The sequence below is a fragment of the Nonomuraea gerenzanensis genome (assembly GCF_020215645.1).
Lineage (GTDB): Bacteria > Actinomycetota > Actinomycetes > Streptosporangiales > Streptosporangiaceae > Nonomuraea > Nonomuraea gerenzanensis.
In genome coordinates this window covers 3,811,942-3,830,536 of the sequence record NZ_CP084058.1, presented here as the reverse complement: position 1 = coordinate 3,830,536, position 18,595 = coordinate 3,811,942, and the positions used below count along the sequence as shown (strand labels likewise).

Genomic DNA, 18,595 nt, shown 5'->3' with positions numbered 1-18,595 from the left:
GTAGCCGTACCCCCTTGGAGCTCACCGCTGATCGACCTCTACTTGGTCATGGGCCTGAAGACCCACTTGAGGGGACATTACCTGACGAAGGGCTTGCGACGACCGAGCAACGCCGTACCGACCCGCACGTGTGTCGCGCCGTAGGCGATGGCCTCCGTGAGGTCCTCGCTCATGCCCGCCGAGATCATCGTGGCGCGGGGGTGCTGCTCCTCCAGCCGTACGGCCAGGTCGCGCAGCCGGGCGAACGCCTTGGCCGGCTCCTCGCCCAGCGGGGCCACCGCCATGATGCCGCCGAGCCAGACACCCTCGGCCAGCGCCACCTCGTCGGCGAGCTCCAGCAGGTCGGCGGGGCGGCAGCCGCCTCTGGCGGGGTCGTCGTCGAGCGCGACCTGCACCAGGCAGCCGACCCGGCGGCCCTGGCGCACGGCCTCCCTGCTGATCGCCTCCACCAGCCTGACGCGGTCGACGGAGTGGATCACGTCGGCGTACCCGACCACGGAGCGGACCTTGTTGGTCTGCAACTGGCCGACGAAGTGCCAGGTCAGCGGAAGGCCAGCGAGCTCGCCCGCCTTGGGGGCGGCCTCCTGGTCGCGGTTCTCGGCGACGTCGCGCACACCCAAGTCCGACAGGATGCGCACGTCCTCGGCCGGACGCGTCTTGGTGACGGCGATCAGCGTGACCTCGCCCCGGTCGCGCCCCACGGCGTGGCACGCCGTGGCGATGCGCGCGTCGACCTCGGCGAGACCGGCCGCGATCTCGTCCCTTCTCACGTGCCTCTCCCCCTCACTCCAGGTATCCGTCGCCCTCACCCCGTACGCCCGCCGCGCCTCTCCCCTGAAGCACGTACGTCCACCGCGCCCTCTCCCCGTAAGCACGACGGCGCCGCTCCCGTGTCCCTGTGGGGAGCGGCGTCAGGCGCGGCTACTTGACGGCTATTTGAGGAAGTCGGGAACGTCGAGTTCCTCTTCCTGCTCCTCGAAGATCACCCGAGGACGTTTGGGGGGCTCCGACATGCGGGAGGTGATGGGCGTGGGCGGGTTTGCGGGCTCGGGCGCGGGCCGGGGGATCGAGACGGGGCCGGACGGCTCGTCGGCGGGGTCGTCACCGGCCCCGGCGTCGCGCAGCGAGTCGCGCACCGGCTCGCGGACGGGCTCCCTCGGGATCTCCCGCACCGGCTCGACCGGGCGCACCGGCTCGGGACGCGGCTCGGGCCTGAACTCCGCACGCGGCTCAGGACGGGGCTCGGGACGCGGCTCGGGCCTGAACTCGGGGCGCGGCTCGGGACGCGGCTCAGGACGTACCTCAGGGCGCGGCGCGGGCGGCTCGGACTTCACGCTCGGCGCCGCGGCGCTCGGCCGCGGAGGCGACACAGGAGCCGCCGCGGGCGGTGCGGGCGCGCGGCCCACCGGGCGCGGCGCCTGCTTCTCCGCCGGGCCGGGCACGTCGTCGAAGCCGGCCGCGATCACCGTGACGCGCACCTCGTCGCCGAGGGCGTCGTCGATGACCGTGCCGAAGATGATGTTCGCGTCGGGCGCGGCGGCCATGGAGACGAGCTGGGCCGCCTCGTTGATCTCGAACAGGCCGAGGTCGGAGCCGCCCGCGATCGACAGCAGCACGCCGTGCGCGCCGTCGATGCTGGCCTCCAGCAGCGGGCTGGAGACCGCCATCTCGGCCGCCGCCACCGACCGGTCGTCGCCGCGCGCGTGGCCGATGCCCATGAGGGCCGAGCCGGCGCCCGACATGACCGACTTGACGTCGGCGAAGTCGAGGTTGATCAGACCAGGGGTGGTGATCAGGTCGGTGATGCCCTGCACACCCGACAGCAGCACCTGGTCGGCGGCCTTGAACGCGTCGAGCACGCTCACCTGCCGATCCGAGATCGACAGCAGCCGGTCGTTGGGGATCACGATGAGGGTGTCGACCTCGTCGCGCAGCGTCTCGATGCCGGCTTCCGCCTGCGACGCCCTGCGCCGTCCTTCGAAGCTGAACGGCCTGGTCACGACACCGATGGTGAGCGCGCCGAGCGATCTGGCGATGTTGGCCACGACGGGGGCGCCGCCCGTGCCCGTGCCGCCGCCCTCGCCCGCCGTGACGAAGACCATGTCGGCCCCCTTGAGGACCTCCTCGATCTCCTCACGGTGGTCCTCGGCCGCCTTACGGCCGACATCGGGGTTGGCGCCCGCGCCCAGTCCGCGCGTGAGCTCGCGGCCCACGTCGAGTTTCACATCGGCGTCACTCATCAGCAGCGCCTGGGCGTCGGTGTTTATCGCGATGAACTCGACGCCCTTGAGTCCCTCCTCGATCATCCGGTTGACGGCGTTGACTCCGCCGCCGCCGATGCCGACGACCTTGATGACCGCGAGGTAGTTCTGCGGTGCTGCCACGACGAGGGGCCTTTCCGCTCGTTGACTTGCCATTTCGGTGCGGATTGTCTCCGCTTTTTGTTAGTTCGGGTAACTCTCAACCTCAGGTTGAGATTTAGATTTATGTCAACCTGAGGATTGATACGGACAGTAGGAGTTACGCTCCAGGCGGGTCAACTAACCGCGCCGCAAGCACGTCCGGCGTGTCGCGGGCTGTCCGTTTCGCTCCGCAGTCGCGCCTGGTGGCGGCCCTCCTTTGCCGAAAGTCCGGCTTACAGGCTCTCACGGCGCGACCCCCGCCTCGCACAGGCTGGGCCATGCTCTTGCCGCTGAGTTGCCAGACCCTGACGATCACGATCACTTCAGCGTCACCACGTCGGGCGAGCTGACGTCGTACAGGGTGACCGACCTTTCGCGCTTGAGCAGCGAGCTGAGGATGCGGCCCTTCTCCTCCGGCCGGTCGGGACCGCCCCACAGGACGGTACGCCCGTCCGAAAGGATCAGCGTCACCCCTTCCGCCGTGCCCGCCCGCACCTGCCTGACCTTGGCCGCGACGTCGTCAGGGACGGCCTCGATCACCTTGAGCGCGGCCATCATGGCGGGGTCGCCCTGCTGCGGGCGGTCCACCTTGAGCAGCGGCAGCATGGGCGGGGCGGCCTGCTTGACCTCGATCACCACACCCTGGCCGTCGACGATCGCCACCTTGTCGCCCGCCGGCACGGCGGCGACCGGCCGGCGCTCGACCACCTCGATCTTGAGCGTGCCGGGCCAGATCCGGTCGACCTTGGCCGAGGCGAGCTGTCTGATGCCCAGAACGCGGGCCTCGACGTCGGCGAGGTTCACGGTGGCGAGAGGATGCAGGTCCGCCACACCCGCCTGCTGCTCGATCCGCTCGCTGGGCACTGTGAGATTTCCCACGATCTCCACCGAACGGACGCCCAGCACGGGCGAGAAGAACACCAGCCACGCGGCCGACCCCACCACCCCTGCCGTCAGCAGCACCAGGAACGCCGTGCGCGCCTTCATCACCCTCCCGCCAACACGCGGCTCATGTCGGCACCGAACCTACGCCGACGCACGGCCCGACACCCGCGCGCCACGCCCAAACGACCGGCCCCTCGCGCGCCTGTGCGAACGCCCGCCGCTCCCCCGCGCCGGCACGGCGCACGACCGGCACGGCGCACGACTGACACGGCGCACGACTGGCACGGCGCACGACTGACGCGGCGCACGACTGACGCGGCGCGGACCCGCCGCACTGCCGGCGGGCGAGCGCGGGGCGGTGGCGGCTCAGGACAGGCGAGCCACGATCTGCGGCCCCAGCTCCGTGACGTCCCCGGCCCCCATGGTCAGCACGATGTCCCCGGGCCGGGCCCGCTCGGCCACCATCCCCGGCACAGCCGACCGATCAGGCGCGTAAGCCACCCGCTCCGGCGGCAACGGCACCCGCCCCGCCACCATCGCCCCCGACACCCCGGGCTCGGGATCCTCCCTGGCCCCGTAGACGTCGAGCACGATGGCCTCGTCGGCCAGCCCCAGCGCGGTGCCGAACTCGTCGGCGAAGAACCGCGTCCGCGAGTACAGATGCGGCTGGAAGATCGCGATGACCCGTCCGGTGCCGGAGTAGGACGCCACGACGTCCCTGGCGGCCCGCAGGTCGGCGGTCAGCTCGGTCGGGTGGTGGGCGTAGCTGTCGAACACGGCGATGCCCCCGGCCTCGCCCTTGGCCTCGAAGCGCCGCTTGGCCCCGGTGAAGGCCCCCAGGCCCTCTCTGATCTCCTCGAACGCCAGCCCCAGCTCGTCGGCCACGGCGATCACCGCGGTGGCGTTGAGCGCGTTGTGAGCCCCGGGGACGGCCAGCCGGACCTCGCCCCTGCCCTCGATGGTGAACACGGTGCCGAACCCGTCGGGCCTGACCCCGGAGACGCGGTAGTCCTCGCCCTGCGCGCCGTACGTCCTGACGCGCAGCCCGCGCTCCCTGGCCCGGTGCGCCAGCTCGGCCGCGCCGGGGTCGTCGGCGCAGACGATGAGCAGCGAGCCGACCCGATCGGCGAAGCGGGCGAAGCTGTCGTGCACGGCCCGCGGGTCGCCGTAGTTGTCGAGGTGGTCGGCCTCGACGTTGGTCACCACGGCGATGTCGGGGGCGAGCATGAGGAAGGAGCCGTCGCTCTCGTCGGCCTCGGCCACGAACACCTGCCCCTGCCCGTCGTCGGCGCCGAGCCCGGTGGTGACGAGCTGGCCGCCCACGCAGTAGGACGGGTCGGCGCCGCACTTCTGCAGCGCCACGGTGAGCATCGAGGTGGTGGTGGTCTTGCCGTGGGTGCCGGCGATGGCGACCGCGGTGCGCCCGGCCATGACGGAGGCCAGCGCGGCGGCCCGCGGGATGATCCGCAGCCCCTGCTTGAGCGCCTCGCCCAGCTCGGGGTTGGAGTCGCGGATGGCGGTGGAGACCACCACGGTGTCGATGTCGCGGATGTGGGAGGCGGCATGGCCGATGTGCACGGTGGCGCCCAGCTCGCGCAGCTCGGTGATCAGCTCGGAGCTGCGCGCGTCGCTGCCCGTCACGCGCACGCCACGCTTGAGCAGGATCCGGGCGATGCCCGACATCCCGGCGCCGCCGATGCCGATGAAGTGCACCCGGCCCAGCTCTTCGACGGACACGGGATCGACCAGCTTCACGAGACTCATCGGGCTATCTCCAACACTTTCCTGGCAAGCATGATATCGGCGTCCTTCCTCCCCAGTCTGGAGGCGGCCTCCGACATGACGGCGACCCGCTCCGGGTCGTGGAGGATGGGCAGCACGTTGTGGATGATCCATTCGGGTGACAGCTCGGCGTCGTCGACCATGAGGCCGCCGCCGCCCCCGGCGATGCGCTCGGCGTTGATGCGCTGCTCACCATTACCGTACGGCAGCGGCACGTACGCCGCGGGCAGCCCCACCGCGGTCAGCTCCGCGCACGTGAGCGCGCCGCTGCGGCACAGGGCCAGGTCGGCGGCGGCGTAGGCGAGGTCCATGCGGTCGACGTAGGGCAGCAGGACGTACTGCGGGTCGCCGGGCGGCGGCTCGTGCTCGACGGTGTTCTTCGGGCCCAGCACGTGCAGCACCTGCACGCCGGCCCTGCGCAGCACGGGCGCGGCGGCGAGCGCGGCCTCGTTGATCGACCTGGCGCCCTGCGAGCCGCCGAACACCAGCAGCGTCGGCCGGTCGTTCTCCAGCCCGAACCACGAGCGCGCCTTGTCGCCCGTGGACAGCCGGTCGAGCGTGACGATCTCGCGCCGCAGCGGCGTGCCGATGAACTCGGCCTTGGGCAGCGCCGCGTCGGGGAAACCGCTGAACACGTGGTCGGTCAGCCGCGCGCCCAGCCGGTTGGCCAGGCCGGGGCGCGGGTTGGCCTCGTGCACGACGATCGGCACGCCGCGCCGCTTGGCCGCCAGGTAGGCGGGGGTCGCCACGTAACCGCCGAAGCCGACCAGCACGTCGGCCTTGACCCGGTCGAGGATCGCCGCGGTGGCGTTGATCGCCCCGGCCAGCCTGCCGGGCACGGTGAGCAGGCTGGGAGTGATCGCCCTGGGCAGCGGCACGGCCGGCACCAGCTCCAGCTCGTAGCCCCTGGCAGGCACGAGCCGCGTCTCCAAGCCGCGCTCCGTGCCCACGCAGGTGATGCCGACGCTCCGGTCAAGATGACGCAGCGCGTCCGCAAGGGCGAGCGCGGGCTCGATGTGCCCGGCCGTCCCCCCACCGGCGAGGACCACCCTCATCTCGGTCACTCCCTAACGTGTCGCTCGGCCTCTGGACGTACCCCCCAGGCCAAGCCAGCTTAGGGCCCGGGCGGCCGGTCCGGGGCCACGAGCCGCCAAGGCCTCACGCGCACCTGGCTCGCGCTTGGCGAACGACAGCAGCATGCCGAGCGCGGCGAGCGTGGGCAGCAGCGCGGAGCCGCCGTACGAGACCAGGGGGAGGGGGATGCCGGTGATCGGCAGCACGCTGAGCACGGCCCCCATGTTGACGGTCGCCTGCCCCACGATCCAGGCGACCATGGCGGCGGCGGCGAGCCTGATGAAGGCGTCGTTGACGCGGACGGCCACGCGCAGCCCCGCGTAGCCGAGCAGCCCGAACAGCATGACCACCATGAGCGTGCCCATCAGCCCGAGCTCCTCGCCGACGATGGCGAAGATGAAGTCGCTCTCACCGTGCGGCAGCCAGCTCCACTTCTGCCGGCTGCTGCCGAGCCCCAGCCCGAACCAGCTCCCGGAGCCCATCGCGATCTGCCCCTGCACAGCCTGGTAGCCGGCGCCCTGCGCGTCGGCCCACGGGTCGAGGAAGGCGCCGATGCGGGCCATCCGGTACGGCTCCACCCTGATCATGATGACCGCGGCCAGCACCGCCAGCGCCATGATGCCGCCGAACAGCTTGATCGGCGCCCCCACCACCCACAGCAGCGCCAGGAAGATCATGAACAGCACCAGCGTGGTGCCCAGGTCGCGGCCGAGCATGACCATGACGGCCAGGATCGCGGTGCCGGGCATGAGCGGGATCAGCATCTGCCGCCACTCGATGCGGCCCTGCCGCGCCCGCTTGGCCAGCAGGTCGGCCCCCCACAGCACGAGCCCCAGCTTGGCGGGCTCGGACGGCTGGATGGTCAGCGGGCCGAGGTAGATCCACCGCTGCGCGCCCAGCTCCGAGGAGCCGATGAACAGCACCATGACCAGCGCGATGATCGACAGCGCCATCAGCGGGTAGCCCGCCCAGCGGAAGAACCTGACGGGCAGGCGCGAGCACACGTACATGACGGGCACGCCGAGCGCCGCCGACAGCGACTGCTTGATGAACCACGAGAACGGGCTGCCGGTCTTCTGCAGGGCCTCGATGCTGGAGGCCGACAGCACCATCATCAGCCCCAGCGCGAGCAGCAGCGCGCTGCACATGATGATCAGGTAGTAGGTGGTCAGCGGCCGGTCGAGCAGCTCCTTCAGCGCGCCGAGCTGCTCGCGCGCCCACCCCTGCGGGCCCTGCTGCGCGGGGGCGGGCGGCCGGACCCGTTCCTCAGCGCTCGCGCTCATGTCGCTGCTTCAGCTCACGTACGGCACGCGCGAAGGCCTCCCCCCGTGCCGGATAGTTCGCGAACATGTCGAGGGAAGCCCCCGCCGGGGAGAGCAGCACGGTGTCCCCGGGGGAGGCCAGCCGCGCGGCTTCGGTGACGACTTTGTCCATCGCACCAGTGTCCCGATCCGGGATGTCCACGAGCGGGACATTCGGCGCGTGTCGCGCGATGGCTTCGGCGATCCTGGCGCGATCGGTGCCCAGGAGCACCGCGCCGCGCAGTCTGGGGGCCGCCTGGCGTACCAGGTCGTCCACGTCGGCGCCCTTGAGCAGCCCGCCCGCCACCCACACCACCGACGGGTACGACGCCAGCGCCGCGGCGGCGGCGTGCGGGTTGGTGGCCTTGGAGTCGTCGATGTAGTCGACCTCGCCGATCCGGTCCACGTGGGCCAGCCGGTGCGGGTCGGGCACGAAGTCGCGCAGCCCCTGGCGTACGGACTCGGACGGCACCCCCACGGAGCGGGCCAGAGCGGCGGCGGCCAGCGCGTTGGCCACGTTGTGCGGCGCGAAGGGACGGATGTCCTCCAGCGTCGCCAGCTCCTCGGCCGCCTCCACCGGGTCGGCCACGAACGCCCGGTCCACCAGCAGGTCCTCCACCACGCCGATCTCGCCCCGCTTAGGCACGCGCAGCGTGAACCCGACGGCGCCGGGGTACGGCGCGGCCAGCCTGGCGGCCTCCGGGTCGTCGGCGTTGAAGATCACGGTGCCGGCGCGCTCGTAGATGCGGCCCTTGGCGGCGGCGTAGGCCTCCATGGTCCCGTGCCAGTCGAGGTGGTCGGGCGCCACGTTCAGTATCGCCGCGGCGTGCGGGGCCAGGGTGCCGGACCAGTGCAGCTGGAAGCTGGACAGCTCGACCGCCAGCACGTCGTACGGCTCCCCGACGGCCTGCACGACCGGCACGCCCACGTTCCCCACGGCCAGCGCCTTGCGGCCATCGGCCTGCAGGATCGAGGTGAGCATGCGGACGGCGGTGGTCTTGCCGTTGGTGCCGGTGAGCGCCAGCCAGGGGGCGGCCTGCTCGGGGCGCAGCCGCCAGGCCAGCTCCACCTCGCCCACGACCTCGACCCCCGCGTCCAGCGCGGCGGCGATCAGCGGATGGTGCGGCGCCCACCCGGTGGTGACCACCCGCGTCACCCCTTCGGGCAGCGTCATCTCGCCGAACCTGGTCTCCACGCCGAGCCGGGCGAGCTCCGCGGCGGCGGCGAGCTGCCGCTCACCCTCCACGGACTCCACTACCACGACCCGCTCGCCGCGCGCGGCCAGCACCTTGGACACGGCGGTGCCGGACACTCCGAGCCCGGCCACACAGGTGTAATCCATTACTTGGGCATCCACTCCACGTAGAACAGCCCCAGCCCGAGCGCCGCGCACAGGATCGCGATCAGCCAGAAGCGGACCACGATCGTGGTCTCGGCCCAGCCCTTGAGCTCGAAGTGATGCTGCAGGGGGGCCATTCTGAACACGCGTTTGCCGGTCATCTTGAAGGAGCCGACCTGGATGATGACCGACAGCGTGATGACCACGCACAGGCCGGCCAGGATGATCAGCAGCAGCTGGGTACGGGTGGCGATGGCCAGCCCGGCCAGCACGCCGCCCAGGGCCAGCGAGCCGGTGTCACCCATGAAGATCTTGGCGGGCGGGGCGTTCCACCACAGGAACCCGATCAGCGCCCCGAGCACGGCCGCCGCCACCACGGCCAGGTCCAGCGGATCTCGCACCCAGTAGCAGTTGGGGCCGAGCTGGTCGATGCAGTTGTTGCGCAGCTGCCAGTTGCCGATCAGCACGTACGCCGCCAGCACGGCGCCGGTCGCGCCACTGGCCAGGCCGTCGAGACCGTCGGTGAGGTTCACCGCGTTGGAGAACCCGACGATCATGATGAGCACCCAGATGGTGAAGCCCACGATGCCGATGGACGGGCCGATGTCGCGCAGGAACGACACGCGGGTCTCGGCGGGGGTGATGCCGTACACGTTCGGCTGGCGCGTCACCAGGAACGCGAAGACCGCGCCCACGACGAGCTGGCCGAGCGCCTTGGCGCCGCTGCGCAGGCCGAGGCTGCGCTGCTTGTAGATCTTGATGAAGTCGTCGAGGAAGCCGACGGCGCCCAGCCCCGTCATCAGGAACAGCACCAGCATGCCCGACACCGTCGGGGGCTCCAGCATGGCCAGGTGGGAGGCACCGTAGGCGAGCAGCGCGGCCAGCACGAAGACGATGCCGCCCATCGTGGGCGTGCCCTTCTTGCCCAGGTGGGCCTGCACGCCGTCCTCGCGGACGTTCTGGCCGACGCCGCGCCGCGAGAACAGCCTGATCGCCAGCGGGGTGCCCAGCATCGAGAGGATCAGGCCCACCGCGCCGGCGATGATGATGTTGGTCACTGGGCGGCACCTCCGAGCAGGAGCTCGGCCGTCCGCTCCAGGCCCATCGCCCTCGGGCCCTTGATCAGCACCGCGTCACCCGGCCGCAGCCACGCCGCCAGCTCGGCCGCCGCTGCTTCGGCGTCGGGCACGTGCACGATCCGCGTCGGCTGGCCGTAACCGGGCTGCGCGGGGTACGCGGGGGCTCCCGGCGGACCTCCCGCCTGCGGACCTCCCGCCTGCGGTCCGCCGCCCTGCGGTGCCTGCCACGCCGGCGCGCCGTCAGGGGCGTGCCACGCCTGCCCGCCGGGCGGCACCGGCGCGGGGCCGCCCGTTCCCTGCGGGCCGGGCACCTGAGCGTGCGGCACCGGCCCATGAGCACCGGGCACCGCCCCCTGCGGGCCGGGCAGCGGCGCGCCAGGCGGCACCGGCGCGGGCCCGCCAGGCGCCTGCGGCCCGGAAGGCGGCATGGCGGGCGGCTGGGCGGGCGGCTGGGCGGCCTGGGCGGTGCGCTCCTGGACGGCCGCGTGCGCGCCTGCCAGCACCGGCTCGGCGTCGGGCCCGGCGACGACGAGCCCAGCGAGCCCGGCTCCACCGGCCAGCCGCCCGAGCTCGGCGTTGAGCGCCGGCCCTTCGTCGCCCAGCTCCCGCAGCGCCGCGATGACCGCGAAGCGCCGCCGCCCCTTGCCCAGCACCTCGAACGCCGAGAAGGCGGCCTTCATGGAGTCGGGATTGGCGTTGTAGGCGTCGTTGAGCACGGTCACCCCGTCGGCCCGGTCGGTGACCTCCATCCGCCACCGGCTGCGCGGGGTGGCCTCCGACAGCTCCTCGGCGATCGTGGCCACCGGCAGGCCCAGCTCGTAGCCTGCCGCCGCCGCGGCGAGCGCGTTCTCGACGACGTGCTCCCCGTACAGCTTCAGCGACACGTGCGCGGCCCCCGACGGGGTGCGCAGCGTGAAGGAGGCGCGCCCGCGCGCGTCGATCACGACGCCCTCGGCCCTGATCGACGCCGACTCGCCACGCCCGAAGTAGGTGACCCGCGCCTCGGTGCGCGAGGCCATGCCGCGCACCAGCGGGTCGTCGGCGTTGAGCACGGCCACGCCGGAGCGCGGCAGCGCCTCGACCAGCTCGCCCTTGGCCTTGGCGATGGCCTCCTTGCCGCCGAACACGCCGAGGTGCGCGGTGCCGACGTTCAGCACCACGCCGATCTGCGGCGGCGCGATGCGGGTCAGCTCCTTGATGTGGCCGACGTTGCGCGCGGCCAGCTCCAGCACCATGAACCGGGTGTCGAGGTCGCCGCGCAGCACGGTCAGCGGGTGGCCGAGCTCGTTGTTGAAGCTGCCCTGGGGCGCGATGGTGGAGCCGATCCTGGCGGTGAGCCGGGCCAGCAGGTCCTTGGTGCTGGTCTTGCCGGCCGAGCCGGTCACGCCGATGACGGTGACGTTCGACAGCATGCGGACCTGTGCGGCGGCCAGCTCGGCCAGCGCGGCGGCGGTGTCGGACACGATCACCGCAGGCGCGTCGACCGGCCTGGAGGCCAGCACGGCGACGGCTCCGGCCCGGACGGCCTGCGCGGCGAAGTCGTGACCGTCGACCCGCGCGCCCCTGATGGCGACGAACAGGGATCCCGGTTCAACGGCCCGCGAGTCGATCACGACGGGCCCGCGCACCACCGCGCGGGGATCGGCCATGCCCGACAGGGCGCCCGAGGTCATCTCGGCGATCCTGGCCAGAGGCAACGGGATCATTAGTGCTTCCTGCTTTCCTTGCGTGCGTCGATCGCTTCGGCGACCACTTCGCGGTCGTCGAAGGGGATCACCTCGCCTGAAACGTACTGGCCCTGCTCGTGACCCTTGCCTGCTACGACGATCACGTCGCCGCGCCCGGCCCGGGCGATCGCCAGGCCGATGGCGGCCGCGCGGTCGGGCTCAATGATCACATGAGCGCGGTCGTGCTGCGGAACGCGGAGCGCTCCCTCCATCATCGTCGCGAGGATGGCCAGCGGATCCTCGGAGCGCGGATTGTCGCTGGTGAAAATGGCCACATCCGCCAGCTCGGCGGAGATTTCCCCCATGATGGGGCGTTTACCCTTGTCGCGGTCGCCGCCGCAGCCGAGCACGATCGTCAGCGCGCCGTTCGTGACCGTACGCAGCGAGCGCAGCACCGACTCCACGGCCCCCGGCTTGTGGGAGTAGTCCACGACGGCCTGGAACTCGTCCTGCGCGCCCGTGACGCGCTGCATGCGCCCCGGCACCCCGGTCAGCGAGCCGACGCCGTGCACGGCCGTGTGCAGCGGCACGCCGGCCTCGACGAGCGTGACGATGGCGCCGAGCGCGTTGGCCACGTTGAACGGGCCGGGCAGCGCGACGCTCGCGTCGGCCTCGACGCCGCCCGGCCCGACCACCCGGAAGACGCTGCCGTCGGAGCCGAGCCTGGCGTCCACCGCCCGCCACTCGGCCGCCGGGTCGCCCAGCGCCGAGAACGTGGTCATCGGCACCTTCGCCAGGTCGAGCAGCTCGCGCCCGTAGCGGTCGTCGACGTTGGTCACCCCGGCGCGGCTCAGCTCCGGCTGGAACAGCTTCGCCTTGGTCGCGAAGTAGTCCTCGAAGTCCTTGTGGAAGTCGAGGTGGTCCTGCGACAGGTTCGTGAACAGGGCGACGTCGTAGTAGATGCCGTCGACCCTGCCGAGCGCGAGCGCGTGGCTGGAGACCTCCATGGCGGCCGCGGTGACGCCCTCCTCGCGCATCAGCGCGAACAGGCCGTGCAGGTCGCTGGCCTCGGGCGTGGTCAGCGTGGGCTGGAAGCGCAGGTCGTCCACGTGGATCTCGACACCGCCCACCAGCCCGGCCCGGTGCCCGGCGGCCCGCAGGCCCGCCTCCAGCATGAACGTGGTGGTGGACTTGCCGCTGGTGCCCGTGACTCCGAGCACCTGGATGTCGTGGGCCGGCTGCCCGTACACCCAGGAGGAGATCTGCCCGAGCAGCGCGCGCGGGTCGGGCACGATGAGCACGGGCAGCCCGGTGGCCACGGCCGCGTCGCGGCCGGCGCGGTCGGTGAGCACGGCCACCGCTCCGCGCGCCATCGCGTCGGCGGCGAACGTGGCGCCGTGGACGCGGCTGCCGGGCAGCGCGACGTACAGGTCGCCGCGTCTGACGCCACGGCTGTCGATGGTGACGCCGGTCAGCGCGGCATGAGCCGATCGGGACGTGCCCGAATCGGCGTCGAGCATGGTCGCGAGCCCGGTCAGCGGGCGAGGCGGGCTGGTCGTGGGACGCATAGACGACGGGGGACGCACGGCGAGAGCGTACCTTCCCTGGTCACTGTCCGGCGCGCGTACGCACCGTCGGCGCGGCGGAGCCTGTGGGAGGAATCTTCTTGCTCTTGATGGCGAACGTCATCACATCCTTGAACACGGGGGCCGCCAGCTCCCCGCCGAAATGGCCTTTCTTCGGGTTCTGCAGCACCGAGAGCACCACCAGCCTGGGCTGGTCGGCAGGGGCGAACCCGACGAACGAGGCGGTGTAGCCCTCGTAGCGGCCGAGCTCGGCGTCGTACCGGTTGGCCGTGCCCGTCTTGCCCGCCACCCGGTAGCCGTCGATGGCCGCGAGCTGGCCCGTGCCCTCCTCGCCCACCGCGCTCTCCAGCATGGTCGTGATCTCCTCGGCAGTCGTCTCGCTCACCACTCTGGTCTGCTTACCAGCAGGAGCAGGGACGAACCTGCCCGTGGCGTCGGTCGTACCGGCCACGATCTGCGGCTCGATCTTCACGCCGCCGTTGGCGATCGTCTGGTAGACGCTGGCCATCTGCAGCGCGGTCACCGACACACCCTGGCCGTAGGCCACCGTACAGCTCTGGCTGCCCGACCACTTGCGATAGTCGGGCAGCAGGCCCGCCTCCGCGCTGGGCACGCCGCCGCCCGGCGTGGTGCCGAACCCGAACGCCTTGAGCATCTCGTACAACTTCTGGCTGCCGACCTTGCGCGCCGCCATGACCGTGGCCACGTTGCTGGACTGCGCCATCGCCTGGCGGAACGTCAGCGCCTCCACCTTGTGCGCGTGCGCGTCACGCAGCACCTGGTCGGCGCACCTGATCCGGTCGGGCACCTGGTACACCGTGTCGGGCGTGACCGCCTTGGCCTCCAGCGCGGCGGCGGCGGTGATCACCTTGTTGGTGCTGCCGGGCTCGAACACGTCGGCGGCGGCCTTGTTGACGTAGCGGGACTCGGGGGCCTTGCGCCAGTTGTTCAGGTCGAGCTCGGGGGCGTTGGCCATGGCGACGATCTGCGCCGTGCGCACGTCCATGACGATCACGGTGCCGCTGTCGGCCCCGGACTTCTGCACCTGCTCGCCGATCGACTTCTGGGCGGCCCACTGGATGTCGCGGTCGATGGTCAGCCGGACGTCCTGGCCGTCCACGGGCGCGGTGCGCTGGCTGCTGGTCATCGGGATGCGCTGGCCGTCGCGTCCGGTCTCGACGCGCTGCTCACCGTCGCGGCCGGCCAGCAGGGAGTTCTTGGCCTGCTCCATGCCGCCCAGGCCGTTGCCCTCGTCGCCGACGAACCCGATCAGGCTGCCCGCCAGGTCGCCCGCCGGGTACAACCGCTTGTAGGTCTTCTTCGACGACAGCGCGGGCACCCGCGCCTGCAGCAGGCGCGTGGCCACGACCGGATCGACGTCCCTGGCCAGGAGCTGGTAGTGGGTGCCGGTCCTGGCCAGCTTGGCGGCGATCTCCTGCTCGTCCTTGCCGAGCTGCTGGGCCAGCACCTTGGCGATCTTGGCGCGCACGTCGGCCGGCACCTTGGTGGGGTCGATCGACACCTCGCGGGCCTCCACCGTGACCGCCAGGTCGTGGCCGCTGACGTCGGTGATCGAGCCGCGCTTGGCCGGGATCGTCTCGGTGTGCTGGCGCTGGTCGGCCGCGGCTGCCTCGTACACCTTGGAGTCGAGGCCCTGCATCTGGATCAGCCGTCCGGCGAAGATCGACAGGATGAACGTCATGCCGATCAGGCCGAAGTTGATGCGCCTGCGCGGGCTGCCCAGCCGCAGCACCAGCGGCGGGCGCGGTGGCCTGGGGGGCGGCCTGCGCGGGCCCCTGGGCGGCGGCACGTCGCCGCCGCGCCGCGCCGCGCGCTCGCGCGCCTCCGGCCGGGGACTGCCCGTGGGGGTACGGCGCTGCGGCCCGTCCTCCTGCCTGCTCCTGCGCCTGGCCTCCTCGGCCCCGCCCCGCCCCGCCCCGGCCACGCCGCGTCCAGCCTCGGCCCCGGAGCGCCCTGTCCCCGCGCCGCGTGGGGCGGCGTGCCGGTCGTCGGCGCGGTCGCCAGGGCGGCCGCGCCCGCGGTCGTCACGTCCCTGCACGCGCCCCCTGAGGCGCTCGGCGTCCTCGCCGTCCCTGGAGACGCGCCCGCGCGGGGAGTCGGCGTCACCGCGCCCTCTCGGCCGCTCGCCGTCGCCGCGAGGACCTCTCGGCCGCTCGCCGTCGTCGCGGGGCCGCCTGCGGGTGCCGTCGCCGCTCTCCGCGCGTGACCGTCCACCGGCGCGGTCGTCGCGGGAACGCGAGCGTCCGCGCGCGTCGTCGGAGGGCTCCTGCCCCCGGGATCGGCCACGCCCGTCGTCCGACGGCTCCTGCCTGGACCGGCCGCGCGCGTCGTCGCCGGAGTCGCGGCCCGGCCGGTCGCGGCCGTCGTCGCGCCCGAACGTGTCGCGTCCGAACGGCAGGTCGAGAGGATCGCGCGGGCGTCGCGGCGGGTTCTCAGGCGACGCGGGACGGCCCGCGCCGTCGGAACGCCCGCCGTCGGAACGCCCGCCGTCGGAACGCCCGCCGTCGGAACGCCCGCCGTCGGTGCGCCCGCCGTCAGCGCGTGAGGTGCCCCCTTGGCGCCCCGTCCGCCCCGGACCTCCCGGCGTACGACGAGCGGCGCCTGGCCCTCCCTGAGAGCCGGCGCCGCCAGCGCCGCGGCCGGGACCCTGCCCCCTGCCGCCTGATTCCCTCACCGCTCCGTGTCCACCTGGCTCGCCTGGTCACCCGCGCTGCTCCAGCTGTTGACCTCGTCCCAGTCGCGGCCGTAGCCCTGGTTCTCCGCCAGGCGGGCGATGTTCTCCGGCTGCGTCTTGCGCTGGTACTCCTGGTCGATCTGCTCGTTCTGCAGCCGCGCCTCGGCGATCTCCTTGCGCAGGTTGGCGTCGGTGATGGCGTCCTGGGCCAGCATGGTGTTGAGCAGCAGCAAACTCACCAGGCCGCCGCAGAGCAGCCCGACGACGAGCAGCACGAACGGCGCCCGCTGCCGGCGCGCGGGACCGCGCCGCGCCGCGGGACGGCCGGCCTCGGCCCGTGAGGAGCCGCCGACCGGCCGCTTGCCCGCGGCCTGGCCGCGCACCCGCTCGACGACCGGCGTCCTGCGGCTCTTGACCCGCGACCGCTCGGCGGCCGGAGTCTCCCGGCCGGCGGCCTCACGCACGCGCTGGCCCGCCTCGCGACCGGCTGCCTCACGCACGCGCTCACCCGCATCACGACCAGCGGCCTCACGCACGCGCCCGCCCGCCTCACGACCGGCCGCGTCACGCACCCGCTCACCCGCATCACGACCGGCGGCACCGCGCACACCCGCCTCACGACCGGCGGCGCCCCGCGCGCGGCCGGCGGTGGGCGTCGTGCCGCCCGCGTCGGCGCGTGCGCGTTCGTCGGCCGGCCGCCTCCCGGCGGCCTCGGCGCGGGCCTGCTCGGCGGCCGAGCGCTTGGCCTCGGGCTCGCGCCGCGCGTCGGGACGGGGACGCGGCTTGGGCTGGTGCGCCGTCGCCGAGCGGCGCGTGCCCGTCTTGGGCACGGCGCGGCGGCCGGATGCACCCTTGCCGGTCTCCTGCTCAGTCGTCAACACGGATCCTCTCTGCCGCCCGTAGCCGGGCCGAGGCCGCCCGCGGGTTGCGGGCGAGCTCTTCGTCGCTTGGGAGCTCCGCTCCCCTCGTCAGCAGGCGGAACCTCGGCTGGTGAGCCGGTAGCGGGACGGGCAGCCCCGGTGGGCTGGTGTCCCTGGTTCGCGCCGTGAGGGCCTGCTTGGTGAGCCGGTCCTCCAGTGAGTGGTAGGAGAGCACGACGACTCGCCCACCGAGCACCAGCGCGTCGAGCGCCGCCGGGAGCGCCGCCTCCAGGGCGGACAGCTCGGCGTTCACCTCGATGCGCAGCGCCTGGAAAGTCCGTTTGGCCGGGTTGCCCCCGGTGCGCCGGGTCGCGGCGGGGATCGCCTCGCGCACGATGTCCGCCAGCCGCTTCGTAGACGTTATTGCCTCTTTGGCCCGTTCCTTGGTGATCAGACCCGCGACACGCTGGGCGAATCTCTCCTCGCCGTAGTCGCGCAGGATGCGCGTCAGCTCCGCGGCGCTGTAGGTGTTGACGACCTGCTCGGCGGTCAGCTCCTGGGAGGTGTCCATGCGCATGTCGAGCGGCGCGTCGTAGGAATAGGCGAACCCGCGCTCGGCCTCGTCGAGCTGCGGTGAGGAGACGCCGAGGTCGAACAGGGCCCCGTTGATCGCGGTACGCCCCGTGCGGGCGAGCACGTCGGCCAGGTCCGCGGAGGAGGCGTGCACGAGGGTGACGCGCTCGGCGTAGGGGGCGAGCCTGCGCGTGGAGAAGTCGATGGCGAAGGGGTCGCGGTCGATCCCGATCAGGTGCAGCCCGGGGTGGGCGGCGAGCAGGGCTTCCGAGTGGCCGCCGAGGCCGAGGTTGGCGTCGACGACGACCGGGGCGGGCGCGGACAGCGCCGGGCCGAGCAGCTCCAGAACGCGCTCGAGCATCACCGGAACGTGACCGCCGTTGCCGACGTCGTCACTCATCTCCAACCCCCCTCTCGCGTCCTTGCTCGCGGATGACGCGTTCATCGATCGTCCGCCGGTCCTTTCCCTGGGTCCCCACCCGGAGCCGCCCGGCCAGGTCCCCATCCGCACCCTCTTCGTGGACGCCCGCCATCTGACACCGGGGAAGGTGCATCAGTTGGCGGACAGTGGTTGCGGGTGGAGACCTCGCCGAACGACATCACCGACGGATCGACCGTGGTCACTACAAGATCCCTGGCAGCACCTCCTCCGACAGCTCGGAAAACGCCTGCTCCTGCGCGCTGAGATAGGTGTCCCAGGCCTGGGCGTCCCAGATCTCCAGCCGGGTGTTGGCCCCGATGACGACGCAGTCACGCTCCAGCCCCGCGTACGCGCGGAGGCTCTGCGGGATCGTGATGCGCCCTTGCTTGTCTGGTTTCTCGTCGGACGCGCTGGCGAAGAAGACGCGGCTGTAGTCACGCACCGCCTTGGCGGTGACCGGGGCGGTGCTGAGAGCCTCGGTAATGCGCTGGAACTCCTCCACGGGAAAGACGTAGAGGCATCGCTCCTGGCCTTTGGTGATCACAAGACCCTCCGCCAGCTCCTCACGGTACTTAGCCGGCAGGAACAGCCGTCCCTTGTCGTCCAGACGCGGTTGATGGGTGCCGAGGAACATCGGCCCCACCTCCCGTGCCTCGTGAAGCGCTCAGCGCTGGTGCACCGGGCTCTCCACTGCGCACCACCATACTCCACTTCTCCCCACCGTCAACTGATTCGAACCGTCTTCATCATCGGTTTCCGATGCGTTACCGCAGGTCAGAGCGATGGAGGGGGGTGGGGGGCGGGGCGCGGGGGGTCAACCCTCATGGGCGTGTCGAGGGTTCGCAAGCCCGTGGAAATAGGGGCTGGAGGGGCCGGGGGGCTTCGGAGTGGGGGAAAGTGGGGCGCTCCGTGGGGTGCGCTGTGTCACTGG

Annotated in this window: 14 protein-coding genes; all 14 read right to left on the bottom strand. The window is 72.3% G+C overall.

Features of this window, described 5'->3' with window-relative positions:
• Positions 1-77: 77 nt before the first annotated feature.
• Complete coding sequence (locus LCN96_RS18405) at positions 78-770, bottom strand: YggS family pyridoxal phosphate-dependent enzyme (protein ID WP_225273972.1); 693 nt, start codon at positions 768-770, stop codon at positions 78-80.
• A gap of 162 nt (positions 771-932) precedes the next feature.
• Complete coding sequence (ftsZ, locus tag LCN96_RS18400) at positions 933-2,384, bottom strand: cell division protein FtsZ (RefSeq protein ID WP_225273971.1); 1,452 nt, start codon at positions 2,382-2,384, stop codon at positions 933-935.
• A 336-nt stretch (positions 2,385-2,720) separates the two neighbouring features.
• Positions 2,721-3,389, bottom strand: a complete 669-nt coding sequence (locus tag LCN96_RS18395) for a cell division protein FtsQ/DivIB (protein ID WP_225273969.1) — start codon at positions 3,387-3,389, stop codon at positions 2,721-2,723.
• Positions 3,390-3,653: 264 nt separating this feature from the next.
• Positions 3,654-5,051 carry a UDP-N-acetylmuramate--L-alanine ligase gene (gene murC, locus LCN96_RS18390; RefSeq protein WP_225273967.1) on the bottom strand — a complete coding sequence of 466 codons (1,398 nt, stop codon included), beginning with the start codon at positions 5,049-5,051 and terminating at the stop codon, positions 3,654-3,656.
• Positions 5,048-6,124, bottom strand: a complete 1,077-nt coding sequence (gene murG / locus LCN96_RS18385) for an undecaprenyldiphospho-muramoylpentapeptide beta-N-acetylglucosaminyltransferase (protein WP_225273966.1) — start codon at positions 6,122-6,124, stop codon at positions 5,048-5,050. Before murG ends, murC begins: the two co-directional genes overlap by 4 nt.
• 12 nt (positions 6,125-6,136) lie before the next feature.
• Positions 6,137-7,426 (bottom strand): putative lipid II flippase FtsW, encoded by a 1,290-nt coding sequence (gene ftsW, locus LCN96_RS18380; protein WP_225273964.1) that lies wholly within the window; start codon positions 7,424-7,426, stop codon positions 6,137-6,139.
• A complete protein-coding gene (gene murD, locus LCN96_RS18375; RefSeq protein ID WP_225273963.1) occupies positions 7,410-8,786 on the bottom strand; it encodes a UDP-N-acetylmuramoyl-L-alanine--D-glutamate ligase in 1,377 nt (458 codons plus the stop codon). Before murD ends, ftsW begins: the two co-directional genes overlap by 17 nt.
• The gene (gene mraY / locus LCN96_RS18370) at positions 8,786-9,841 is read right to left on the bottom strand and encodes a phospho-N-acetylmuramoyl-pentapeptide-transferase (protein ID WP_148434844.1); all 1,056 of its coding nucleotides are present in this window, start codon (positions 9,839-9,841) and stop codon (positions 8,786-8,788) included. The genes murD and mraY overlap by 1 nt, the downstream gene beginning before the upstream one ends.
• Positions 9,838-11,568: a UDP-N-acetylmuramoyl-tripeptide--D-alanyl-D-alanine ligase gene (locus LCN96_RS18365; RefSeq protein ID WP_225273962.1), complete on the bottom strand. Its 1,731-nt coding sequence runs from the start codon at positions 11,566-11,568 to the stop codon at positions 9,838-9,840. The genes mraY and LCN96_RS18365 overlap by 4 nt, the downstream gene beginning before the upstream one ends.
• Complete coding sequence (locus LCN96_RS18360; protein WP_225273961.1) at positions 11,568-13,097, bottom strand: UDP-N-acetylmuramoyl-L-alanyl-D-glutamate--2,6-diaminopimelate ligase; 1,530 nt, start codon at positions 13,095-13,097, stop codon at positions 11,568-11,570. The genes LCN96_RS18365 and LCN96_RS18360 overlap by 1 nt, the downstream gene beginning before the upstream one ends.
• Before the next feature lie 40 nt (positions 13,098-13,137).
• Entirely contained in the window at positions 13,138-14,868 is a 1,731-nt protein-coding gene (locus tag LCN96_RS57650; RefSeq protein ID WP_449867115.1) for a peptidoglycan D,D-transpeptidase FtsI family protein, read from the bottom strand.
• A 938-nt stretch (positions 14,869-15,806) separates the two neighbouring features.
• Entirely contained in the window at positions 15,807-16,688 is an 882-nt protein-coding gene (locus LCN96_RS18350; RefSeq protein ID WP_225273958.1) for a hypothetical protein, read from the bottom strand.
• Complete coding sequence (gene rsmH, locus LCN96_RS18345) at positions 16,678-17,643, bottom strand: 16S rRNA (cytosine(1402)-N(4))-methyltransferase RsmH (RefSeq protein WP_225273957.1); 966 nt, start codon at positions 17,641-17,643, stop codon at positions 16,678-16,680. The genes LCN96_RS18350 and rsmH overlap by 11 nt, the downstream gene beginning before the upstream one ends.
• 223 nt (positions 17,644-17,866) lie before the next feature.
• Complete coding sequence (gene mraZ, locus LCN96_RS18340; RefSeq protein ID WP_225273956.1) at positions 17,867-18,298, bottom strand: division/cell wall cluster transcriptional repressor MraZ; 432 nt, start codon at positions 18,296-18,298, stop codon at positions 17,867-17,869.
• Between the last annotated feature and the right edge of the window lie 297 nt (positions 18,299-18,595).